This window comes from Paenibacillus sp. NPDC058071 (assembly GCF_042885235.1).
In the GTDB taxonomy this organism is placed as follows: domain Bacteria; phylum Bacillota; class Bacilli; order Paenibacillales; family Paenibacillaceae; genus Pristimantibacillus.
Genome location: NZ_JBHVSK010000010.1, coordinates 134,552 through 156,734, shown reverse-complemented (window position 1 = coordinate 156,734; position 22,183 = coordinate 134,552). Strand labels below are relative to the sequence as shown.

Below are 22,183 nucleotides of genomic sequence, written 5' to 3'. Positions count from 1 at the left end.
AAGCGAACTTTGTGAACGGTTTGTGAACGAATTACACATGAAAATGTGGCAGCTTCCTGCTATTGCGCTTTCATTCGACGAATCATAATGCCAAACGCGATGACAAGCGGCGCGCAAAACAGCGGCAGCGACTGGACAATTACGGCAGGGGCGTTTGCGAAATGACCGGTAAGCCCGGGATCGTGAACGAGCATTCCCCCCGCAGCATAACCAAGCAAGCCGGAACCGATATAGACGAAAGAAGGAAATTTGACGAGCAGCGTTCCGAGCAAGCGGCTTCCCCATATGATCATCGGTATACTCAAAGCGATGCCGAGCACAATAAGAAGGGTTTCCCCTTTGGCCACGGCGGCAATCGCAAGCACATTGTCGAGACTCATCACCAAATCGGCGACAACGATGGTTCGAACGGCTTGGCCGAGCGTATTCGCTTTTTTTATCGCGTGTACCTCTCCTCCGTTATCGGCATCAATTAACAGTTTGACCGCGATATAGAGCAGAAGCAAGGAACCCACGGCCTGCAGATAAGGCGTCTGCAGCAGTGAAATAGCGGCCAGCGTAAGCAGGCAGCGCAAACCGACGGCGGCCATTGCTCCCCACCATACCGCTTTCCGCTGCTGCTGTTTGGGCAGCGACTGACTGGCCATCGCAATAACAACGGCGTTGTCCCCGCTGAGCAGCAAATTGATCATGACAATTTGAAGCAATATCATTAAGCTTTCCAATGGAGCTCGCCCCCTTCCTTTCAGCTGTATGTCCAAGCAGGGGGGAATATGTCCATAAAAAATTTTGAATCTAATTTCCAAGTTCATCCGTAACATGAATTGTCTTCTAGAAGTTAAAAGAGGGGAGGACTTAAAATATGGACATTACCTCTGTTGATTTTTGGCTGGCTCTGCTCAACATTGTGTTTATTGATCTGATCTTGGCTGGCGACAATGCGATCGTCATAGGCATGGCAGCACGGAACTTGGCCCCTCACCTGCAAAAGAAAGCCGTACTATGGGGAACTGTCGGCGCTATCGGCATTCGAATCATCGCAACGGTCGTGGTCGTACGATTGCTCGAGCTGCCTTGGCTTCATTTAATCGGAGGACTGCTGCTCGTCTGGATCGCTTACAAGCTCGTTCTGCAGGATGATAAACATGGCGATGTGAAAGCCGGCAATACGCTATGGCAATCCATTCAAACCATTATTATCGCTGATGCCGCCATGGGCATCGATAACGTTATCGCTGTTGCGGGTGCGGCGCACGGCAGCATGCTGCTCGTCATTCTGGGACTGCTGATCAGCGTTCCGGTAATCGTATGGGGAAGCACGCTCTTCATTAAATTGATTAATCGCTACAACTGGATTATTTATGTCGGTTCAGGCATTCTAGCCTATACGGCTGCAAAGATGCTGATGAACGAAAAATATTATAAATCGTTTTTCACAGACAACCCGTTCATCTACTGGGGATTTATCGCTCTCGTCATCGTCGCCGTTCTTGGAGCCGGCATACTGACAAACAAACGTAATAAAGCGGCTGCGCAGCAACGCGGCGGCAGCGATCATTAAGCAAACGAAAAAAAGCGCCGTCCCCGCGTACTACGGGAACGGCGCTTTCTATTATTAAAACCAGCGATCCTCTTCGGAGGCGTCTGCCGCATCCGGCGTAAGGTTCATAACCTCGGTCTTCTCAACCGCTTCTTCAATCATGCGATTAAGCTCGGTCAGTCCGTTCTCAACTCGTTCTACTATATATAGATTCGGATTTGTACTCGGCGATTTCGGCAAGAACAGCGTACAGCAATCCTCGTAAGGCAAAATCGACGTCTCAAACGTTCCGATACGGACTGCATCGTCGATAATTTCCTGTTTGTCCATCATGATGAGCGGCTTCAGCATTGGCAGATCAGTCGCTCTGCCGATGACGTTCATACTGCCCAGCGTCTGACTGGCCACTTGACCTAAGCTTTCTCCGGTGACGATGCCGTTTGCTCCGTTCTTGATAGCAAGCTGTTCCGTTATGCGCAGCATGGCTCTTCTCATGAGCGTAATAATCAAATTGTCTTCCTTCGCCTGAGCGAAAGTCGTTTGAATCTCGGTAAAGGGCACCAGATGCAGCTTAAGCGGGGCTCCGGCGTAATGAGACAATCTCTTCGCCAGATCGATTACCTTTTCTTTCGCTTTCTCGCTCGTAAACGGATAGCTGTGGAAATGTACCGCTTCCAGCTCCAACCCTTTCCGCATCGCCATCCAGCCGGCCACAGGACTGTCTATGCCGCCGGACAGCAGTAGCATCGCTTTCCCGTTCGAGCCGAATGGGAAGCCTCCAGGTCCTCTTTCAATCGTGTTGAATACATAAGCGGCTTCCTCTTGCACGTCCACTCGCAGCTCGACCTCCGGACGGTGTACGTCGACTTTAAGTCCCTCCGAAGCTCGCAGCACATGGGAGCCGACCAGATGGTTCAATTCCTGCGACGTATGAGGGAACGACTTCCAGCCCCGTTTGGCGCTCACTTTGAACGTCGCGGGCGGCTTGTCCAGCGATTGCATCAACCCAAGGGCAGTGTCTCTAATCTTGTCCAATTCGGGCGGCACGCTCACAACTGGACTAAAGGTCGATAAGCCGAAAATGTCCTTCAGACGGCTTGCAATTTCCTCATATGGCTCGTCGTTTAACGTAATCGTCAACCGGCCGTAAAGCTTATGGTATTTCAGCGCTTTGAAGTCGTGCAGCTTTAGCTTCAATTGCTGGAGCATCCGTTTCTCGAATTGCGCCCGGTTGCGTCCCTTCATTATAAGATCGCCGTAGCGGATAATAATTGTATCGTATTGCACTTTTATTTTGCGCTCCTTTCAAGCGGCTTCAGCTTGTTGATCATTCTCTTCAACGCGGCGGCAAGCCGGTCGATGTCCGGCTCAGTATGCTCATCACCCAGACTGATTCGAATCCCTCCCGAAGCATGCGCAATGTCTCGTCCCATCGCCAGCAGCACGCGACTCGGCTTGCTGTCTTTGGACGAGCAGGCCGATTTGGTGGAAGCGATAATGCCTTCCTCCTCCAGCATATGAACAATAACTTCAGGCTTCATGCCGGGGTAAGAAAAATGGATAATGTGAGGCGCCGCCAACGCCTCATCCGCGCTGCCATTCAACGATAGCTCTGGTATACCGTTCAGATGGCCGATCAGCCTGCTGCGCAGCTTATACATAGCTGCTCTTCGCGCGGCCGACGATTCCACCGATAGGCGGAACGCTTTAGCCGATGCCACAATAGACGGCACGTTTTGCGTACCGGCGCGCAGCTCGCGCTCTTGAGAGCCTCCCGAGAAAAGCGGCAGCAGTTCAAGTCCGGCGCGAACGTACAAAAAGCCGGCGCCTTTCGGTCCGCGCACCTTATGAGCGGAGCCGCTCAGCAAATCCGCACCCCATTCTTTCGGCCGAATCGGCAGCTTGCCAATACTTTGCACAGCGTCAATGTGAAACAAAATGCGCGGATACCCGCTCAATAGCTTCCCGATCTCCTCGACCGGCTGAATGGAACCAACTTCGTTATTGACGTGCATGACGCTGACCAGAATAGTTTCCTCTGTCAGCGATGCCTTTAACTGCTCGAAGTCGACGATGCCGTTCGCATCTACCGGCAAATAGGTGACGCGAAATCCTTCCTGCTCCAACTGACGGAAAGCATCGTAAACCGAAGCATGCTCAATCTGCGTTGTGATTAGATGATTGCCGCGGCTTTTGTATTTGCGGGCCGCTCCTTTGATAGCTAAATTGTTGCTCTCTGTTCCGCCGGAAGTAAATACGATTTCCTCCGGCATTGCGCCAAACAATCCGGCTAACAGCGCACGCGAGCGGCCGATCAGCTTGTCCGCATCGGCCCCTGCTTTATGGATCGAAGAAGGATTTGCGTAATGCGCCTTCATTACTTCGGCCAGCGTATCGACGACTTCGTCATACGGCGGAGTCGAAGCGCAATGGTCAAAATATAACATGTGCCCGGCCACCTCCCTATTTCCGTGCATAAATAAAAAGATCAACGACGGCATCCGCAGCAAGCGGCTTGCTATCGTGATCTGTTAAGTCCTTGTCCGTTGATTGCGGAATAAGCTCCTCTGCAAGCCTTCTTACAGGCCGGCTTGAAGCACCTTCGTTACATATCTTCTCGTCTCGTCGGGCAGCCTATGCGCGTTAGCAGCTAGTTCGGCATTCGTCGAGATGCCTAGTCGGTCAATCCGTCCAGGTCCCGCATTATAAGCGGCTAAAGCGACTTGCTCGTTGCCGTTGTATTTGCCAAGCAGATAAGCAAGATAACGGGTTCCGCCTTCAATATTTTGCTGTGGATCAAACGAATCCGTTACGCCAAGACTGCGAGCAGTGCCGTCCATCAGCTGCATCAAGCCTTTCGCTCCTGCCGAAGAAACGGCGTTCGCGTTAAAGCCGGATTCCGTCCGAATGACGCTCTTGACCAGCAGCGGATTAACACCGTACTTCGCTGATGCTGCAGCGATTAACGATTCATAGTCGGAATTTGCACCTGCACTTCCGGCGGCGGATAGGTTGCCTGCCGGCAGCGCCCCATACAAGTTAGGCAAAGCGGAAAGCTGAGCCAGCATGGCCGAAGGATCGGTTGTTGCGTCCGCTTCCCCATTCGCATTGCCGTTTGCATACTGGGCAAGCAATGTATCGAATAAAGACGTTCCGTCTTCTGAAGTCGCGCTGAGCGGACTAGTCGAAGAATTGGAATCGAGACTTTGGGCGATTTGCAATTGGATCATTTGTTTCAATGTGCGCGGATCTACGCTCTGGATACTCATAGTTTCCCCCTGTTGTTCGCATATTGCGGGCTTGCCGTTCATCAAAAGGCTCTATTTATTGTATCGGTTTTTATTGTACATGTTTTTATGCTTTCCGGCTAGTCCGGTACAACTTTTCTGCCGAAACGCCTTTTTCCGGCAATGAGAAAGAGCTTTGGCCGCATTTGGCCAAAGCTCTTTCTTCTGTCGAATACGTTATTTATGCACTTTACACATCCTTCGATCAGATGCGTTACTTATGCACCTTCACGCGTTCTTCGATCGGCTGGAACTCTTTGTCCCCCGGCTCGCTTGTCGGCTTGCCGAAAGGCAATTGGGCAATGAGCTGCCAGGAAGCGGGAACGCCCCATTTGCTTTTGACCTGATCGTCAATCAGCGGATTATAATGCTGCAGAGAAGCGCCAAATCCTTCGCTTTCAAGCAGCGTCCAGACAACGTACTGGACCATGCCGCTCGATTGCAGCGACCATTTCGGGAAGTTTTCCGCATAATCGGCGAATTGCTTCTGCAAGCCTTCAATAACCGCATTGTCCTCGAAAAAGAGCACGGTGCCGTAGCCGCTTTTAAAGGCGTCCATCTTCCCCTCAGTCGCTCCGAAATGTTCGGCCGGCACGATTTTGCGCAGCGTCTCTTTCGTCAAATCCCACAGCTGGTCATGTTGCTGACCGAGCAGGACGAGCGCCCTTGCGCTTTGCGAGTTGAACGACGCCGGTGTATACTTCACCGCGTCTTGAATGAGCGAAACGATTTGATCGTCGGATAAGGGCGATTGCTTGCTGATTCCGTAATAGGAACGCCTCTTCTTGACTGCCTCGAGAAATCCGTTAGACAACGTTGTAGCCAATGTTCATCCTCCCGCATTCATCAAGATCCGCATGAGCCTGCAGGCCCATACGTCTTCGTTAGAATCCCACGCCCAGGCTAGAATATGACTGGCTGATACAGGGAGCTTGCAGCACGGCGGTTATGAAAAAGCCGGCCCCGCGAAGGAACCGGCATGCTTGTCTCGCATATAAATCGTTCATTTTGTTGCTTATTCCGTTGCTTCGCCTTTGACGTCTTTCACTGTAATCGTAATGGGCGAATATTCAGCGATTACCGTTTGACCGTGTACAGAGACGCTTCCTTCCGACGATAGATCCTTTTCAGTCATAATGCCGAGCGCGATCGTAAACTGGTTCATCTGAACCGGAATGTTTTTCTCCCGGCGCACTTCTTTGCCGTTCAAATAGAACACTGCTTCGTTTGTTTCGCGGCTGTACGTAATTTTATAGGTGTTGAATTCGCCGGCATTAAAGTCGGAGCCTTCCTTGAATATGCTGAAATAGCGGGTTTTGTCGGTCTCCGGCACCTGCACTCCCGGAAACGGCAAGATCGCATAGACGCTGGCGTACTGGTCCTCGGAAGCGAAGAAATCGAGCGCTGCCCCCGTCGTAAAATCAAGCAGATGAAAAGAAACATAGCCGTCGTACAAATCGTTCGGCGCCGTGTTCCGCGTGCGTGCGCGAAGCTGAATTTCAAAGCTGATTTCTCCCGTTTGCGGAATCTCGACCGGCTTGGCCGAATAATACATATGCTTGGCGTTGTCCAAAATTTGCACTTGATGATGCTGGCGACTCAGCGGCGCCCGCACGTACAAAATGCCATTGCGTACAATAACGACAGCCTCGGGCTCGCGATATTGCCAAAATGATCCATCCGGCAATTGGAAGCCGCCGACCGTCCATACGTTTCCTTCGTCCAAAATCGTGTCAAAGCTGCCCAGCACCCATTGTTTTTCCATCGTCTCTCATCCTCCGATTGTTATGATGTTAACGAAACTATTACAGCAAGCCTTGAATAAGCAGGGCGGCAAGCATGAGGTAGCCGCACCGGAACGTCGCTTTTACCGAAGCGCCCATCAGCGGGGCATAGGCGGCATTCGGATTCGTATCCTTTAATTTGCCGTACGCTCCGTATAACGGAATAACGGCCGGCAGCGCAAGCAGAGCGTATACTGGCAGCGCACCCGCTGCACAGCAAGCAATTAGCGCGAGGCAGCCAAGAAACAGCAGCGTGCGGGAGAACATAAGCGCGCGCCGCTCTCCCCACACGACAACCAGCGTTTTTTTACCGGCTTCTCGATCGGCCTGCCAATGCAGGAAATGATGATTGAATAAAATAAGCGTCGTCAGCAGGCCGATCGGCAGCGACAGCAGCAGCGCCCGGTAATCAAGCTGAGACGTCTGCACATAGTAAGAACCCATAACGGGCAAAACGCCGAACGACAGCAAAATCGCAATCTCGCTGTAGCCTTTGCCCCGATAGCCGAACTTAATCGGCGGCGCGACGTAGAAATAAGCGATTAAAGCACCAAGTGCGCCGAACACAAGCACCATCCAGCCGCTTATGAACGCCAGCCCAATTCCGCAAATCACGGCGACGGCAAGCAATCCCCATGTAACGGCAGCGAAAGTGCGCACCGACCAAGTTCCGTTGGTCAGAAAGCCGGAGTTGGTGGAAATCGCCCCATCCGCCTGTTTTGCCGCTTCATCGGTGCCGTTGTAGTAATCCCATAAATCGTTGATCATATTGGAAAATAAATGCACAGCTCCCGACCCGATCAAGGTGAGAAGCAAAAGCCAAAAATTGAATTGTTCGTCCCAGACAAACGCCCCAAGCGCTCCGAGCGCGGCTGGGATCAGGATAACCGGCAAAACCGATATCCGTGATGCTTTCTTGAATTGCTGTATGATGCCCATTGCCTATTCCCCTCGCTGTCTCTCTGTTAAACGGTCGAACCGGATGTCGGTGACCGAGGCATAACCTTTGTGATTCATTTCACTATATCAATTAGAACACTTTCCGCGAAAGTCCGTCAACTGAAAGAATCGGGCGAATCGCTCAGAAAATAACAAAAAAAGGCTGCTCAAAGCCGAAGCTTTGAGTAGCCTTTTGATTGCAACCTTTTTGATTGCAGCTGTTCGTTCGCCTACCATTCGGCTCTGCTAAATATGCCGTCTGGAACGGATCAATCTAGTCATGGCGTATACCAATATCGCGATTACGACAACTTCGAAAGCTGCGGTAGCGAAAAACTTGCCATCTGCTAACTGAATCTGGATGAACCAATCCGACTCGCTGCCTTTAGGCTCGATCCACCCCGCATCATTTCTGTTCGGGAATAGCAGATTCTCGATCGCGCTGACCAGCCAGTTAATTAGGAAAAAAGAGAGAATGCCCATCCAAGGCGCTAGCTTGCGCCACGGTGAAGTCTTGAAGATCGTGATGCTGAAGAAAATGTTGACGACGAGCAGCAGCATCATCGTTGTCGTCATTAGGATACCGCTAATTGCGGAAGCGGTATTGATGCTGACCCGGAAGCCGAGGCCGGATAAGTTAATGCCGGTTGCGGCCCCATACAGCACCTGATGTCCGTATGACGCCGCCGCTAGCAGAGCGACGCCCGCTGCGCCAATCACGATCGGCGATAAAATCGTTGCCAACGGGTGAACCGGAAGCAGCATGCGTCCGTAGGCGCTTAAATTTCTCGCATATGTCTGGCAGACGGTGACCGAGACCGCAATTAAAGCGGCGACGAAGCCGGTAACGCTTAAGGCGTACAGCAGAAATTTATCCCATCCGGAGAAAATAGCACTGAGCAGCAGCAAAAGCTCAGCAACGATCAGGATGGCGGCGATAGAAACGTAACGATTCGCATTAAGCTTCCAATCGTATTTGATCACCTTTCCGATCACTCCGCATACACCTCCCTAAATAATTGTTCAACGCTTTTGCCCTTTTGAACTCGAATATATTCCACGTCATCGTGTAGAACGATCGCGCCGTCTTTAATAAGAACCACTTCGTCGAATATACGCTCAAGGTCTGTCACCAAATGAGTGGATACAATAAGGCAGCTGTTCTCACTATAGTATTGAACGATCGCATCCAATATTTTGCTTCTGGCGACGAGGTCGACGCCGCCGATCGGTTCGTCCAGCATATACAGCTTGGCGTTTCGGGACAAAGCCAGCGTCAGTTGCAGCCGCTCATGCATCCCTTTGGACAGCGACGCGACGCTCTCGGACGGCGTCAGCTTCATAAAGGCGAGCATTTCTCTCGCTTTGACGTCATCGAAGTCGGCGTAAAAATCGGCGTAGTAGCGAACGGCGTCTTTTACCTTCATCCATGATTCTGTTACGGGCCGGTCGGGCATAAACGAAGTGATCGCCCTCGTCTGCAGGCCAACAGGCACACCGCCAATGGCAATTTCGCCGGAGGCAGGACGGATGAGCCCCGCCGTCAGCTTCATTAGCGTACTTTTGCCGCTGCCGTTGCTGCCAAGCAAACCGACGATTTTACCCGGCTGCAGCTCGAGCGTGACGTCCCGCACCGCATTTTTGGCGCCATAATGCTTCGTTACATTGGTCAGCTTTACTATAGGTTCCATTCGTTACGCCTCCCGCCCGGTTTCTTCTTTGTCCATTCCGACCGCATCCGAGACGATCGCCACAATTTCCGACTCGCGGAAGCCGAGCTCCTTCATGCCCTGTACAAAATGATCCAGAAGATCGCCGGCCATACCCTTCTTCATTTGCATAATCGTCAGCTCCTCGCTCGTTACATAGCGGCCAAGGCCGCGCTTCGTCTCTACAATTCCTTCCCGCTCCAGCTCCTGAAACGTACGTTGAATCGTATTCGGGTTGATTTGCAGCTCGGCCGCCATCTCCCGCACCGATTCGATTTTATCTCCCGGCTTAAGCTTGCCGGTAATAATTTGCCGTTTGACATGGTTCATAATTTGCAAATATATCGGCTGATTGTTATCGAACGTCATCGTCACGATAAGCGATCCTCCTTTCATCTACGTCACATTGTATTAGTGTTATAGGTAAATAGTACACTATGACAGAAAAGGTGTAAAGATAATTTTTCCAAAAAATAAAAAAACCGTCTCATCCCCACAGGGACAAGACGGTCGAACGGCTTAACCAATTAAATTTTAAAGATACCTGCTTTTTCTTTCAAATCGCGGGACGATTGCTTCAGCTCGCCCGCCAGGTTGCCCAGTTGATCGGAAATGGCGTATTGATCGTTCGATAGACCGGACATATCTTCCATTTTTCCGTTTACATCCGAAGACGTTTGCAGCAGCTTGTCTACCGCCGTTACGATGTGGGTAATGCCTCCCGTAATTTCTCCGATGGCAGTTGAAATTTCGCTAATTTGCTCGGACAAGACGCTGCTTTGACGTTCCAGTCCTTTGAACATGTCGCTCGCGGTTACAGAAGCTTCCTTCGTCGTTGTAATAACTTGCGCGAAGGCAAGCAAACGTTCGCCGCTCTCCGCAACGTCGTTCTGAATGAAGTGCAGCTCTTTCGTAATATTTTTCGAAATATCGTTCGTTTGGCCGGATAGCTTGCGAATTTCATCAGCGACGACAGCGAAACCGCGTCCGTGCTCACCTGCGCGAGCCGATTCAATCGAAGCGTTCAGCGACAGCAAGTTCGTCTGCGTATTCAAATCTTGAATGCCGTCCAGAAACTTCGATACTTGTCCGTAACGCTCCGTAATACGCTTGAACGCTTCCGTTACGAGCTGGAATTGCTCAACGGCCTGATTGGCCATTTGTACAACGCCTTCCATATCGCGGGAGCCTTCTTGCGAAGCGTTCTTCATTTGCTGCATATCATTATTAATATAATCGCTAGAAGCTGCGATCTCTTCCGAGCTGGCCGAGATTTGCTCTGTTACAGCAGAAATCGAAGAAGCGTCATCATATTGGGAGAGCAGGATACTCCGCCCGTCCGTAATTTGTCCTTTGACCTGCTCCGAAGCCATCCGGTTGCGGTCGACCATATCGCCCATCGAATTGGACATCGCCAGCACCGTGCTGCTTACTTCCAGCGTCGACTTAATCGTATCGCGCAGCTTGCCGCCCATATCGGCGAGCAAACGATCGATATCTCCGAATTCGTCCTGGCGTTCCAGCTTCTTGTTGAAGGTGAAGTCGCTGTTCTTGTAGGCTTCGATTCGGCCCATAATGCCGGCCAAACCTTTTCTGATGCTGCGGTTGAGCGTGTACGACATCAGGAACGGAATGACGGCCAGCACGAGCACGTTGATCAGAATGATCATATTCGCCGCATCCATGCTGCGGCTCAGACGCTTCTCCGTTTCGCCAAGATCGGTGCCCATTCTGTTGTCCACCGACTCGCTCGCATAGCTAAGCGTGATCGTATAGACGGAGATCAGATTTTTTACGCGGAAAGACTTCATTTCCGTACTTAAGTCTTTCGTGTTCAAATCCGTCGTCATCAAATTGTTGTAGGCCATTTCGAATACCGCAATTTGATTAGAATACGTCAAATTCGATTCGTCGGCTGGGAACATCTCGTCAATCTTTTTAAACGTATCCTTCAGTTTAGCAATTTTATCAGGAACGGTTGCGAGCATCTCTTGAATCGATTCAATCTGCGAAGTGTCCGAATTCTCGATCACGTCGATCATATGTAGCATGGAGCGCAGCATCGTGTCGGATACTTCTCTGTATTGCCTGTTCGCTTCGTTCAGCGTATTGGAATCATCCACGGCGTTCGATACTGATAAATTTTGAGTAAAAATAAATACGCCTGCCCCCACGTTAAACAACGTAATAACTGAGGTAATCAACAGGAGCTTAAATGTAATCTTCTGCTTGCCTAAAAACTGAGCGGCCATCGAAGGCCATTTCTTTACCTTCTGAATCATCTGTCGGTTCTCTCCTTTTGATGTAGGTCCAACAAGGCAAAAAAAAACTATTCGGCCGCAAAAAGGGGCGAATAGCTTAGCAATGCTAGTTGGCTAGTCCTCTTACTGGCGGTCTGGCAGCCGTAGTCGCCTGCTGTGCGACATTAGGCCCATAACTTTGCGCCCTTATCTTTCGATAAGTTTGCCATTTTACAGTATTCGACTGTCTTCGACACCTCTCTAGTTTAGGTCAAATTTGCCAATTTGTAAAACAAAATCTTGAAATAGTTGCCTTCCATAACCATAATCGCCTGCACGTCTGCAAGCGGAATAGACGCAAACCGACAAACTCGCTTATAATAGGGCTAATTAGAGACGAACGGGAGAGAGTGTGCAATGGATTTCCGGCTGGATTTAATCGATAACAAAATTGAGTTTTTCGAGGCGGGCGACTTGAGGACGCTGGAGCTGAAGGTCGATCAGCAAATCGAAAACAACAAGGCTTTACTGCTTGACGTGCATCATGTACAGCATCAGGTCGTGTTCAATCCGAACAGCGGGAAAATGCAGTACAGCGCCGTTGTTCATTTCAAAGCAAAAAAGGGATAATACAGCTCTGAAAAAAAAGGGTTGCATAACGGGCTATGCTTATGGCATAATACTTTTTGTCGCTTGTTGATATGCGCCGGTGTAGCTCAGTTGGTAGAGCAACTGACTTGTAATCAGTAGGTCGTGGGTTCGACTCCTATCGCCGGCACCATTTTTTTTCTTAGTACGGGACGTAGCTCAGCTTGGTAGAGCACCTGGTTTGGGACCAGGGGGTCGCATGTTCAAATCGTGTCGTCCCGACCATTAAAAGCGAACTAGACGGAAGCTTAATTTCGATTAAGCTTCCTTTTTTGTACCCTGAAACTTTCTACCGGACGCTGCGTCTATCCCTGTATGAGGAAGATGAAGATGACGAAAACAAATAAAAATCGTAATCGGCGAGGCCCGCGAACAGTAATCTTCACCGCTGCCGGCCTCGCTTTCCTTTGCTGCCTATTGTTTTGCGTTTCCGCCTATCGCATATGGACCTTTGGCAATGTTTCTGATTCGGTGAAAGCCGATGCCGCCATCGTACTCGGAGCAGCCGTATGGAACGGCGAGCCTTCTCCGGTGCTTAAGAAGCGGATCGAGCATGCGGTTACGCTGTACCGGCAGGGCTCGGCGGGCAAAATCATTTTCACGGGCGGCCGCACGAGCGAAGGCGAGCCGTCGGAAGCGGAAGCTTCGTTTGCCTACGCAGAATTGCTTGGCGTCCCTCCCAAAGATATGCTTATTGAGACCGAGTCGACTATTACCGAACAAAACTTGCTCTATTCCCGTAAAATTGCTGCAAGGAACGGATTAAACAGCTATTTGATCGTTAGTGATCCGCTCCATATGAAGCGAGCGATGACGATGGCGCATCGCTTCGGCATGGAAGCCTACTCATCGCCGGCGGCCGATTCCGCTTATCAAAGCTTACGGACGAAGCTGCCTTTCCTCTTCAGGGAAACGTTCTATGAGATCGGATTTACCGTTACATCTCCATTTCGTTCATTTCCCGGCTCTTAGATGCGTATCAGCGCATGAATGACTGCGTTCAGCTGTAGTCTCGTTCCAGACCTTCCTTTATATAGCGGATAAGAAGGTCCGACTTCTCCTTGTTATCGTCGCTGTTATAGATGACCAGATCGCAATCGACCAGTGCCTCTATCTCATCATCGAAGGAAGCCAATCGCCGGGTCGCGTCGGCTTCGTCGGATGCCCGCTTGAGAAGCCGATCGCGGCATTGCGCCTTGTCCGCTTTGACGCCAATAACGAGAATTGATTGTCCGAACTGCTCTCTGACCTTCTTGACGCCATTTGCATCCAAGACGATCGACCGCGTCTCTCCCCGCTCTACCGCCTCTTTGATTGCATCCAAGTGCGTTCCGTAATAATGCCCCTGATACTCAGTCATCTCAAGCAGCTCTCCCTTCTCCAACATAACGGCCATTTGCGCCTTCGTTCCGAAATAATAATGCTGCCCTTGAACCTCCCCGCTTCTTGGCGGTCTCGACGTCCATGTCACAACTCTAGGCACACCGAGCATCGCTTGCAGCGAGCTTTTCCCCGAAGCGCTTGGTCCTTGAAAGACGATCAAATGCCATTTCATCGCTTACCCCTCCGTTGTTTAATTGTAGAGTTACTCGTCCACTGTCCCCGTTGTCCGTTTTTACAGTTTACCAGAAGGCGGAGCAGGGAACCTCCTCTATTTCGGCGGCTATCGACTGGCGGCTGGCGGAGAGACATTGACTTTTACAGGCGAAGGCGTTAACGTTTATGCTCATAAAAAGATGTCATTACATTCAAAAGGACGGTGCTGCGAAATGGAAAAAGCGACATTTTCCGGAGGATGCTTCTGGTGCATGGTTACCCCGTTTGACGAGCTGCCGGGCATCGCCGGCATCGTCTCCGGATATATGGGTGGACATACCGCCAATCCGACATATGAGCAAGTGAAAAGCGGTGAAACGGGGCATGCAGAGGTCGTTCAGATTACGTTCGACCCGGCTCTATTCCCCTATGAAAGACTGCTGGAGCTTTATTGGATGCAGATCGACCCAACTGATCCGGACGGTCAGTTCCACGATCGGGGCAGCCAGTATCGTACGGCCGTTTTTTATCATAATGAGCGGCAGCAGGAGGAAGCTGAGGCGTCCAAACGAGAATTGGCGGAAAGCGGCCGCTTCGACAAGCCGATTGTAACCGAAATTACGGAAGCCTCTACTTTCTATCCAGCCGAGGATTACCATCAGGACTATCATCGCAAAAATCCGAAGCACTATAAGGAAGACCGAGAGTTGTCCGGTCGCGACCGATTCATCGGCAGCCACTGGGAGACGAAGTAAATCAAGCATACAAAGGGAGTCTATCATTGATGAAAATAAGCAAAGCCAACGCCGAGCATTACATCTGGGGCAGCCAATGCGACGGCTGGCATTTGGCGAAGGGTTCGAATTTGAGCGTCATTCACGAAAGAATGCCGGCCAATAGCTCGGAAGTAAATCATTATCATGAAGTCTCCCGCCAATTTTTCTTTGTCCTGTCGGGTACGGCAACGATTGTAATAGACGGTCACGAGATCGTACTTGAACCGCATGAAGGGGTCGAGGTCGCTCCATTGACCGTCCATCAAATGTTCAACAAGTCGGATCGGGATATTGAATTTCTCGTTATATCCCAACCGACCAGCCATGGGGACAGGGTTGTTGTTGAATAAAGCAGTGTCTTCTTACAAATAGATGCCTGAATAGGCGAGTAATAACTTTGGATAAGCCCTTCGGGGCTTTTTTTAATTGGATTTATTAAAACTTGTTGACCAGTCTAATTAATAATGATAATCTTTATCAATGAAATCGAACTGTTGATTATCTTTTTAAGCGGAACCGCTTTGCCCAACGATTTATACAGATCAAAAGGAGAGAATCGAATTGAAAAAACGCTTCATTTTGGGGATCAGCTTCACTCTGATTGCCTTACTGCTTACCTCTTGCAGTGCAGCAAGCAATGGTAACAAAAAAACTTTACCAGCCAATAACGAACAGCAAAGCAGTAAAAAAGAAACACGGTTGTACAAGCACGCTATGGGAGAAACGGAAATTCCGGTAAAGCCTGAACGCGTCATAACTTTACAGTATGCCAGCCAAATGATTTCTGTCGGCTTGAAGCCGATCGGGGCTGTAGACTATTTGCTGGATAATCAATTTCCTGATTTTAATGGAATTGAATCAATCGGCTCGCGCGAAGCGATTAACTACGAAAAAATGCTTGCAATGGAGCCAGATTTGATTATTGCAGGCGATCTTGAACAGGACGTCTACGATAAGCTGTCTAAAATCGCGCCAACAGTCGTCGTTCCATGGATGGCGCATGATTTGTTCGGCCATGTCGAAATTATGGGAGACATTCTGAACCGTCAGGAAGAGGCTAAGTCATGGAAAGCGGAGTTTGATAAGAAGATCGCTGCAGCTCGGGAAAAAATTATTGGCGCAATCGGAGAAGACAAGACGGTAGCGATCTACCGCGTTGATCCGAAGGAATTTTCGGTTTACGGTGTGCGCAACATCGGCTTCACTTTGTACAAAGCATTAGGCCTGCACCCTCCGGCTTCTGTTCAAAAAGAACTCGATAAAAATCCCGATCTGTGGGGAATTCAAATCTCGCTCGAGGTGCTGCCTCAATATGACGCCGATTACGTCTTTGTCACTACACTTGGAACCGAAGAAACAGAACAAGAATTTAATAGGATCAAAAACAGCTCGCTCTGGAAAAATCTTTCATCCGTCAAAAATAATCGGGTATACTCTATAGACATGGATACTTGGCTGGGCTATACACCGCATAATGTAGAAGTGCAGCTTGATGAAGCCACCAAGCTGCTGCAGGAAGCTAAATAAAGCTGAGTAACGCAAAGACGACCGTTTCGCCTGCAATGAGGCAAACGGTCGTCTTTTTATATGACGCTTGTTTAATTATTTTTGAACATGGTACTTTAAAGATTTTGACCAAAAATACATTCCCATGCCGAATAGAGTCATCATACCGCCTAAGAATTGAAATACTGAGATGGTTTCTCCTAACAGCAAGTACGCCAAAATAATGGCAAGAACAGGCTCTCCAATAATACCAACGGATACCGTTGTTGCTCCAATTGATTTTAACAGCAGATTAAAAATGGATTGCCCCAGAATCGTTGGGATAATTGCGAGCAACAAAAAGTAAGTCCAGTCAGTAGAATCGTAACCAAGTAAATTGTAGTTATTTATCAGATTGTAAATCAGCAAGACGATACCGCCAATCACAAAAACAATAATGCTATACACACTTGTATCGATTTTCCGGCTTACCTTCTGCCCTGCCAAAAAATAGGCTGAAATAAAGAACGTCCCTATTAACGATAAGCCGTCTCCAATCAGCGCTTCTTTCGAAACCCCAATGTCTCCCCAAGCTATACTGATTGAACCCAACAGAGCAATGAACAAACAAAAATACGTCATCCGATTAACTTTTTCCTGAAACAAAAAGTATGAACCGATCATCACAATTAAGGGCTGCAGGGACAAGATGACCATAGAGCTTGCAACGGACGTATAGACCAAAGACTCCATCCAAAATAATAAATGCAGCCCTAAAAGAATACCGGCTAAAATAACGATAAGCCATTCCTTTCTATTCAGCCCTAGGGAGCGAAACCTTTTCCAAGGAACAAAAACGAGCATGATGATAACAGAAATAAACAATCTGTACATTCCCGCCACTGAAGTAGGGGTATCTGAATATTTAATCATGATGGAAGACATAGAGATGGACAATATACTGATAAATAACAGAACAAACGGATGAGAAAGAAAAGAAAATCTTGTTGCTTTAACCATAGTTCCTCCAAGCGGATAGACAATTGCCTGTGCACAGCATTGTAAAGATAAGCCGAAGCTGGATATAATAATATCATCATCAATGTCCTTTTTGTGTAACTATATCTCTAATTTATATTGATTTATCGTCAAGTAAAGGAGCGGGCACTTTGAATAAAAATATACACGTAGCCATTCAATATCCCGACGAGACATTCCCATACATCATGTACACGCATACCAATCATGGATCTGTACCTGATGGCAGAGGAGTTAACGAGCTGCATTGGCACGAAGAATTACAAATTACTTTAGTGACCAAAGGGAAACTAACTATACAAATTAATGGAATCGACTATAACTTAGAAACAGGTCAAGCCATTTTTATAAACAAGAGTATCCTTCACATTGTTACGTATCTAACTCATGACGGCGAGTATGTCAGTTTTAATTTCCCGGAGAAGATTCTCGCCTTTTATTCAGATAGTGCCATGGAAAAAAGCTATGTACTCCCTTTTACCAATTCTTATTTATTATCCATCGAGATCAAAGGGGATGTGGAGTGGCAAAATCAAATCCTGCAAATCCTTTCTCAAATGAAGAAGGACTTTGAAATGAAAAAGCGCTGGGGATGGCAGTATGAGGTTTCCATCAAAACGGCTCAGTTGTGGCTTATTCTTATATCCAACATTTCCCTATCTCCTGAGGAATCAGCAAAACACAACAGACTGCAACAAGAGAGAATGCAACTAATGGTCAGCTTTATCCACCAAAACTATACAGACAACATAACTTTGAAGGAGATTGCTGACGTTGCGCATTTGAGCGTGTCAGAGTGCACTCGCAGTTTTAAAAAAAGCATTCATATGACTCCCTATTACTACTTGGTTCAATACCGAATTAATAAGAGCTGCGAACTGTTAAAATCTACGGAATATACAATAACCGAAATTGCCAGAAGAGTCGGCTTCAATCATGTCAATCATTTTATCCAGTCTTTTAGAAAGCATCGCGACATTACGCCTAAGGAATTCCGTATAAATGGTATGTGAAAAAGTTCCTTTTATTTCTATCCCAACGTTCTTGCCCACTGACAGACAACACAAGAGAACTTGCTCAGTAGGAGAACTGGTACCTATTGCTCAAGCTTGCGCTCATAGTAAGCTAGGTTCCCAAGATTCCAGTCCTAGCAATTTGCATCCTAATGGGGAGAGGAATGTCTGAAACGGTTTCGCATGCCAATACTGGACTCTTTCTTTAATTGTCACGTCATCGAATTCGTTAGCTGGAATCATTGTCAGGGGAAACCAAAATGAATCGAAGTCTAAATCAAGATCAAGGTGACATCTTTCCGCATCGAAAATAATGAGGTCGCACATATTAATTCTCTGAGGGCTGTTGCTTTTATGAACTGTTATCTCTGTTTGCAAACATATTCTTCCATAAATTTTATTGGTCTCCTTCGGATCGAGACTAACCATTAATGCCTGATTGCCGAGAACTTCACTGAAGGCATTATAGACAGGCTCATACATTCGAATATCCCATAACGATTGATGATGAGTTGAATATGAGGCATTCATTCCGCCTCTTACCAACCATTGCAGATAACGGAGAACGTAAAAATGAGTCACGACTTGGGGATATACAACAAAGCCGTGTTGTCTCCAACTGGAAATATTTTTTTCTTTCGTTATGTCCAATGTATTCTTCCACCTTTCATCACAATGCATACTGTACTGCAAGGAAAAAGAGCACAATACTTTTTAAATGCTTTTAATAAGTTGTGATCATTGTAGCAGATGATGCCTTAAGAAGACAAGTTGAAAATGTATGACAAACACTTATAATGACTTATAAGTACTTAAATAGGATGTAATGGCAGTCGGTAGCGCTTGCAAGGTCTTCCGAGAGATTACGGCTCAAGTCAAAATTTTTAACAACAAAAACATGTGTTTGGATCAGGTGGAATGGCAAAACAATAAAACAGCGGTAAGTCTTAGACAAGAAAATAAGTCCTAGACTGCCGCTGCTTTCTTGATCTGTCTTGCACAGTGTCTCCTGAGCCAGTAGGAAAATGGCAAGGTGCATAGGACTTGGTTAATGTCTGGGTTCTCAGACGCGGACCATGGCCATGCCGCGATTCGAACCATTAGGTTACGCTCTGCTTCGCTGAAGAGTTGGCTGTAGGCCCCATACGGGAAAACTTGCATGGTAAGATTTTTCAAAATTATGGAGAGTGGCACGCCTTTCGGACTGACCCATGGGTGATCGCAGTCGTACTGAGACGCATTCCCACCAAGGATGATGCGACCACCAAACTTCATTGCGTCCAATGCAGCTTCTAAGTATGTGCCAGCCTACGTTGTCGAAGAACAAGTCTACACCCTCTGGACAATTCTCCTTTAACTGCTCATCCAATTCGCCAGCCTTATAGTCGATAGTTGCATCTATGCCGAGCTCGTGTTCAAGCCACGCGGGTTTACGGGCTCTGTTTTCTAATTATCTCTTTGGAATATCGCATCATGCATTAACATACCACTATGCCTAGATTTCAATTACACTTGCTATATCCACAGTTCGTGCATTCCTTGCACCCTTCGATGTTCAGCAGCGTTGCCGATCCGCAGGATGGACATAGATCGCGAGAGCTGACCTCGCCTTGCTTAAGCCCGTCAATGACCGCTTCTGGAGCAAGCACAGGCGCAGGCACGGCCGGAGTCGCAGACTGCAGCACTGCTTTCCCTACAGGCTCAGCCGAGGACGAAGACGGCAACGACGCTGCTACCGCATCTTCGCTCGCTGCTGCCTGCTCGTCTGCGCTTTCGAGATGAATCTCCAGCGCCTTAGCGACGGCGTCGGCAATCGATTCGACGCGGTTGACGCCGAAGCCGATTGCGCCGGAGCCGCCAATGCCTTTCAAATGCTTGATGAGCAATTCCACCTTGTGGCCGTGATCCCCGTAGCGCAGGAATAAAGAGCATACCCGCCCGAGCGCTTCAGCCATAGCGAATACATCGGAACCCGCTTTGCCGACATTCAGAAATATTTCGCCTGGCGTCCCGTTTATATCATTGATCGTAATGTAGGCCATGCCGAAAGGCGTATTGATTTTGTACGTCGCGCCGCGCAGCACCTGCGGACGGCGTTTGTACGCCTTATCAAGCACGGCGGCCTGAGCGGCGGACTCCAGCTGCTCCGAGGTCACGCCAGAATCAGAATCAGAATCAGCCTGTGCGGATTCGTCAGCGGCGGTGGTCGCTGTAGCGATATCGGAGGAGTCTTCCACTTTCTCCTCTTCCTTCGTCGACAACACCTGCACGTCGCGGCTGCCGTCGCGATAGATCGTTACGCCTTTGCAGCCGAGATCAAACGCCAACTCATACAGCTCCTTCGTCTCCTCGACGGTGAAGTCGTTCGGGCAATTGGCCGTCTTCGAGATGGAGCTGTCCACCCAGCGCTGAATAGCCGCTTGGACGCGAATATGATCCTTCGCTGATAGATTCATCGCCGTTACGAAATAATCCGGCAGCTCCTCGCCGGGATGAGCGTCCTGCCATTCCTGCGCGATCGGCACGAGCTGCTTATCATAGCCTAGGCGGCTTTGACGATAATATTCGAAGGCAAAATACGGCTCGATGCCGGTGGAGGTGCCGACCATCGTTCCAGTGCTGCCCGTCGGCGCTTGCGTAATAACAGTGACATTCCGCATGCCGCGTTTCCGCACCGCTTCACTGATTTCCGGGAACTCGCCCGTCATATTGCGCATAAAGCCGCTTTGCAGAAACTTCTCGGCGTCAAATGCTTCGAAAGAGTCTTTCTCCGCCGCTATCTCCGTCGAAGCCAAATACGCCTCGCGGGCAACAAACCCGTACAGCTTATCCAGGAAAGTTAATGATTCTGCGCTGCCGTAACGGATGCCAAGCTTAATCATCAGCTCCGCTAGTCCCATCGAGCCGAGACCGATGCGGCGTTCCCGCTTCTGGTTTTTCTCGTTCTCCTCGAAGTGGTACGGCGTTGTATCAATTACATTGTCCAGGAATCGTACCGACCACCGCGTCACTTTCGACAGCTCTTCCCAATCAACGTCATGCTTCGCTTCATCATAAAACCGCGATAAATTGATTGCCGACAAATTGCAGACGCCCCACGCGGGAAGGCCTTGCTCACCGCAGGGATTGGTGCTGATGATAGGATTGAAATACCAGCTGTTGGACATTTGGTTGTAGTATTCCATAAATACGACGCCCGGCTCCGCCGACTTCCATGCCGATTCAATGATCGTATGCCAAATTTCCCGTGCCGGCACCGTTTTGTAATGCACAACCTTCTTGCCCCGGCTGCGCCAATCCTCAAGATCGCCGCGCCACAGCTCGTCATATTCGGGATCCTTTGTATCCGGGAATACAAGCTCCCAATCCAGGTCCTCTTTCACCGCTCTCATAAAATCGTTGCTGACGCAAACGGACAGATTGGCATTCGTCACTTGTCCCATCGTCTGTTTGACGGTAATAAAATCGAGCACATCCGGGTGCCAGTCATTCATCATCAGCATAAGCGCGCCCCTACGGCTGCCGCCTTGCTCAATCAGCCCCGTCGTGTAGCTGAACAGCCCGCCCCAGGAAACCGCGCCGCTCGAAGAACCGTTTACGCCGGCTACTATTGCGCGCCGCGGACGAAGCGACGACAGATTAATGCCAATCCCGCCGCCACGAGCCATAATTTCTGTCATTTCCGAGAGGGTCTTCATAATGCCGCCTCGACTGTCTTCCGGCGACGGAATAACGTAACAGTTAAATAAGGTCAATTCCTCGCTTGCACCCGCTCCAGCCGCAATCCGGCCGCCCGGAACTAGCTTCCAGTCGTCTAAAATATAGCGGAAGCGTTCCGTCCACAGCTCTCTTTTGTCCGCACTTTCCTCCGCTCCCGCCATTGCCGCGGCAAGGCGGCCCCACATTTCCTCCGGCGATTTCTCAATGGTCAGCGTCAGCTTCTCGACATCAGCGTCTACCGTTTCCCCGCTGCGGAGGCGAACCTTAACCGTTTGCCCTTCCCGCTCGATCACTTCCCCGACTTCTTTGGCCGGGAACTTCGGGTCGTCCTTCGTTAGCACAAGCACGGTGTCTCCCAATTTAGCCGCGTTGGAGTCGGCGTTTTTCCAGGCGTAACGATCCAAAAAGATCTTTTCGCTAAGGCCGGATAAACGATTCCTTTTTTTCGTATCCACGATTTGTTTCCTC

General features: G+C 49.2%; 22 protein-coding genes, 2 tRNA genes and 1 riboswitch. Of the genes, 9 read left to right on the top strand and 15 right to left on the bottom strand.

The window, feature by feature from the left end; genetic code table 11:
- Positions 1-59: 59 nt before the first annotated feature.
- Positions 60-725 (bottom strand): TerC family protein, encoded by a 666-nt coding sequence (locus tag ACFVTB_RS17765; protein WP_387751817.1) that lies wholly within the window; start codon positions 723-725, stop codon positions 60-62.
- Positions 726-862: 137 nt separating this feature from the next.
- On the opposite strand from ACFVTB_RS17765, the gene ACFVTB_RS17760 reads away from it, so the two are divergent.
- On the top strand, positions 863-1,561 hold the full coding sequence (locus ACFVTB_RS17760; RefSeq protein ID WP_387751815.1) for a TerC family protein: 699 nt from the start codon (positions 863-865) through the stop codon (positions 1,559-1,561).
- A 54-nt stretch (positions 1,562-1,615) separates the two neighbouring features.
- Here the strand turns inward: ACFVTB_RS17760 and thiI are convergent, their stop codons facing one another.
- From thiI to ACFVTB_RS17710, 10 genes are all read right to left on the bottom strand, one after another.
- Positions 1,616-2,827, bottom strand: coding sequence for a tRNA uracil 4-sulfurtransferase ThiI (gene thiI, locus ACFVTB_RS17755; RefSeq protein ID WP_387751812.1), 1,212 nt, complete (start codon positions 2,825-2,827; stop codon positions 1,616-1,618).
- A gap of 2 nt (positions 2,828-2,829) precedes the next feature.
- On the bottom strand, positions 2,830-3,987 hold the full coding sequence (locus ACFVTB_RS17750) for a cysteine desulfurase family protein (RefSeq protein ID WP_387751810.1): 1,158 nt from the start codon (positions 3,985-3,987) through the stop codon (positions 2,830-2,832).
- A 132-nt stretch (positions 3,988-4,119) separates the two neighbouring features.
- The gene (locus ACFVTB_RS17745; protein WP_387751807.1) at positions 4,120-4,809 is read right to left on the bottom strand and encodes a lytic transglycosylase domain-containing protein; all 690 of its coding nucleotides are present in this window, start codon (positions 4,807-4,809) and stop codon (positions 4,120-4,122) included.
- Positions 4,810-5,041: 232 nt separating this feature from the next.
- Positions 5,042-5,641 carry a nitroreductase family protein gene (locus tag ACFVTB_RS17740; protein ID WP_387752060.1) on the bottom strand — a complete coding sequence of 200 codons (600 nt, stop codon included), beginning with the start codon at positions 5,639-5,641 and terminating at the stop codon, positions 5,042-5,044.
- Between the two features lie 201 nt (positions 5,642-5,842).
- Entirely contained in the window at positions 5,843-6,592 is a 750-nt protein-coding gene (locus tag ACFVTB_RS17735) for a DUF6081 family protein (RefSeq protein WP_387751805.1), read from the bottom strand.
- 40 nt (positions 6,593-6,632) lie between these two features.
- Complete coding sequence (locus tag ACFVTB_RS17730; RefSeq protein ID WP_387751802.1) at positions 6,633-7,550, bottom strand: prenyltransferase; 918 nt, start codon at positions 7,548-7,550, stop codon at positions 6,633-6,635.
- Between the two features lie 246 nt (positions 7,551-7,796).
- Positions 7,797-8,546, bottom strand: coding sequence for a hypothetical protein (locus ACFVTB_RS17725; RefSeq protein ID WP_387751799.1), 750 nt, complete (start codon positions 8,544-8,546; stop codon positions 7,797-7,799).
- Complete coding sequence (locus ACFVTB_RS17720; RefSeq protein ID WP_387751796.1) at positions 8,543-9,241, bottom strand: ABC transporter ATP-binding protein; 699 nt, start codon at positions 9,239-9,241, stop codon at positions 8,543-8,545. Before ACFVTB_RS17720 ends, ACFVTB_RS17725 begins: the two co-directional genes overlap by 4 nt.
- Positions 9,242-9,244: 3 nt before the next feature.
- Entirely contained in the window at positions 9,245-9,634 is a 390-nt protein-coding gene (locus ACFVTB_RS17715) for a GntR family transcriptional regulator (protein ID WP_387751793.1), read from the bottom strand.
- 152 nt (positions 9,635-9,786) lie between these two features.
- A complete protein-coding gene (locus ACFVTB_RS17710; RefSeq protein ID WP_387751791.1) occupies positions 9,787-11,541 on the bottom strand; it encodes a methyl-accepting chemotaxis protein in 1,755 nt (584 codons plus the stop codon).
- Between the two features lie 104 nt (positions 11,542-11,645).
- Positions 11,646-11,737, bottom strand: a riboswitch (cyclic di-GMP riboswitch).
- A 179-nt stretch (positions 11,738-11,916) separates the two neighbouring features.
- On the opposite strand from ACFVTB_RS17710, the gene ACFVTB_RS17705 reads away from it, so the two are divergent.
- From ACFVTB_RS17705 to ACFVTB_RS17690, 4 genes are all read left to right on the top strand, one after another.
- On the top strand, positions 11,917-12,129 hold the full coding sequence (locus ACFVTB_RS17705) for a YrzA family protein (RefSeq protein WP_387751788.1): 213 nt from the start codon (positions 11,917-11,919) through the stop codon (positions 12,127-12,129).
- Between the two features lie 75 nt (positions 12,130-12,204).
- Positions 12,205-12,280: transfer RNA gene (locus tag ACFVTB_RS17700), tRNA-Thr, on the top strand.
- A gap of 15 nt (positions 12,281-12,295) precedes the next feature.
- Positions 12,296-12,372 (top strand) — tRNA-Pro (locus ACFVTB_RS17695).
- 105 nt (positions 12,373-12,477) lie between these two features.
- Entirely contained in the window at positions 12,478-13,119 is a 642-nt protein-coding gene (locus ACFVTB_RS17690; RefSeq protein ID WP_387751785.1) for a YdcF family protein, read from the top strand.
- Positions 13,120-13,147: 28 nt separating this feature from the next.
- On the opposite strand, the gene ACFVTB_RS17685 is transcribed toward ACFVTB_RS17690, so the two are convergent.
- The gene (locus tag ACFVTB_RS17685; protein WP_387751782.1) at positions 13,148-13,702 is read right to left on the bottom strand and encodes a guanylate kinase; all 555 of its coding nucleotides are present in this window, start codon (positions 13,700-13,702) and stop codon (positions 13,148-13,150) included.
- 214 nt (positions 13,703-13,916) lie between these two features.
- Between ACFVTB_RS17685 and msrA the strand changes: the two genes are divergently transcribed.
- The 3 genes from msrA to ACFVTB_RS17670 all read left to right on the top strand — a co-directional run bounded on the left by msrA (position 13,917) and on the right by ACFVTB_RS17670 (position 15,986).
- A complete protein-coding gene (msrA, locus tag ACFVTB_RS17680; RefSeq protein WP_387751779.1) occupies positions 13,917-14,438 on the top strand; it encodes a peptide-methionine (S)-S-oxide reductase MsrA in 522 nt (173 codons plus the stop codon).
- 29 nt (positions 14,439-14,467) lie between these two features.
- Positions 14,468-14,809 (top strand): cupin domain-containing protein, encoded by a 342-nt coding sequence (locus ACFVTB_RS17675; RefSeq protein ID WP_387751777.1) that lies wholly within the window; start codon positions 14,468-14,470, stop codon positions 14,807-14,809.
- A 211-nt stretch (positions 14,810-15,020) separates the two neighbouring features.
- Positions 15,021-15,986 carry an ABC transporter substrate-binding protein gene (locus tag ACFVTB_RS17670; RefSeq protein ID WP_387751774.1) on the top strand — a complete coding sequence of 322 codons (966 nt, stop codon included), beginning with the start codon at positions 15,021-15,023 and terminating at the stop codon, positions 15,984-15,986.
- 75 nt (positions 15,987-16,061) lie between these two features.
- Here the strand turns inward: ACFVTB_RS17670 and ACFVTB_RS17665 are convergent, their stop codons facing one another.
- A complete protein-coding gene (locus ACFVTB_RS17665) occupies positions 16,062-16,964 on the bottom strand; it encodes a DMT family transporter (protein WP_387751771.1) in 903 nt (300 codons plus the stop codon).
- A gap of 206 nt (positions 16,965-17,170) precedes the next feature.
- Here ACFVTB_RS17665 and ACFVTB_RS17660 point away from each other — a divergent pair, with 206 nt between their 5' ends.
- Entirely contained in the window at positions 17,171-17,995 is an 825-nt protein-coding gene (locus ACFVTB_RS17660; RefSeq protein WP_387752057.1) for an AraC family transcriptional regulator, read from the top strand.
- 102 nt (positions 17,996-18,097) lie between these two features.
- Here ACFVTB_RS17660 and ACFVTB_RS17655 read toward each other — a convergent pair whose 3' ends face one another.
- Both ACFVTB_RS17655 and ACFVTB_RS17650 read right to left on the bottom strand, forming a co-directional pair.
- The gene (locus ACFVTB_RS17655; protein WP_387751768.1) at positions 18,098-18,646 is read right to left on the bottom strand and encodes a hypothetical protein; all 549 of its coding nucleotides are present in this window, start codon (positions 18,644-18,646) and stop codon (positions 18,098-18,100) included.
- An 851-nt stretch (positions 18,647-19,497) separates the two neighbouring features.
- Positions 19,498-22,170, bottom strand: coding sequence for an adenosylcobalamin-dependent ribonucleoside-diphosphate reductase (locus tag ACFVTB_RS17650; protein ID WP_387751765.1), 2,673 nt, complete (start codon positions 22,168-22,170; stop codon positions 19,498-19,500).
- Positions 22,171-22,183 lie beyond the last annotated feature (13 nt).

Excerpts from the sequence above, each read along its gene's own strand:
- ACFVTB_RS17760 (WP_387751815.1), top strand. The coding sequence starts at position 863 with ATGGACATTACCTCTGTTGATTTTTGGCTGGCTCTGCTCAACATTGTG.
- ACFVTB_RS17750 (WP_387751810.1), bottom strand. The coding sequence starts at position 3,987 with ATGTTATATTTTGACCATTGCGCTTCGACTCCGCCGTATGACGAAGTC.
- ACFVTB_RS17745 (WP_387751807.1), bottom strand. The coding sequence starts at position 4,809 with ATGAGTATCCAGAGCGTAGATCCGCGCACATTGAAACAAATGATCCAA.
- ACFVTB_RS17735 (WP_387751805.1), bottom strand. The coding sequence starts at position 6,592 with ATGGAAAAACAATGGGTGCTGGGCAGCTTTGACACGATTTTGGACGAA.
- ACFVTB_RS17730 (WP_387751802.1), bottom strand. The coding sequence starts at position 7,550 with ATGGGCATCATACAGCAATTCAAGAAAGCATCACGGATATCGGTTTTG.
- ACFVTB_RS17720 (WP_387751796.1), bottom strand. The coding sequence starts at position 9,241 with ATGGAACCTATAGTAAAGCTGACCAATGTAACGAAGCATTATGGCGCC.
- ACFVTB_RS17710 (WP_387751791.1), bottom strand. The coding sequence starts at position 11,541 with ATGATTCAGAAGGTAAAGAAATGGCCTTCGATGGCCGCTCAGTTTTTA.
- ACFVTB_RS17705 (WP_387751788.1), top strand. The coding sequence starts at position 11,917 with ATGGATTTCCGGCTGGATTTAATCGATAACAAAATTGAGTTTTTCGAG.
- ACFVTB_RS17690 (WP_387751785.1), top strand. The coding sequence starts at position 12,478 with ATGACGAAAACAAATAAAAATCGTAATCGGCGAGGCCCGCGAACAGTA.
- ACFVTB_RS17685 (WP_387751782.1), bottom strand. The coding sequence starts at position 13,702 with ATGAAATGGCATTTGATCGTCTTTCAAGGACCAAGCGCTTCGGGGAAA.
- msrA (WP_387751779.1), top strand. The coding sequence starts at position 13,917 with ATGGAAAAAGCGACATTTTCCGGAGGATGCTTCTGGTGCATGGTTACC.
- ACFVTB_RS17675 (WP_387751777.1), top strand. The coding sequence starts at position 14,468 with ATGAAAATAAGCAAAGCCAACGCCGAGCATTACATCTGGGGCAGCCAA.
- ACFVTB_RS17665 (WP_387751771.1), bottom strand. The coding sequence starts at position 16,964 with ATGGTTAAAGCAACAAGATTTTCTTTTCTTTCTCATCCGTTTGTTCTG.
- ACFVTB_RS17660 (WP_387752057.1), top strand. The coding sequence starts at position 17,171 with ATGTACACGCATACCAATCATGGATCTGTACCTGATGGCAGAGGAGTT.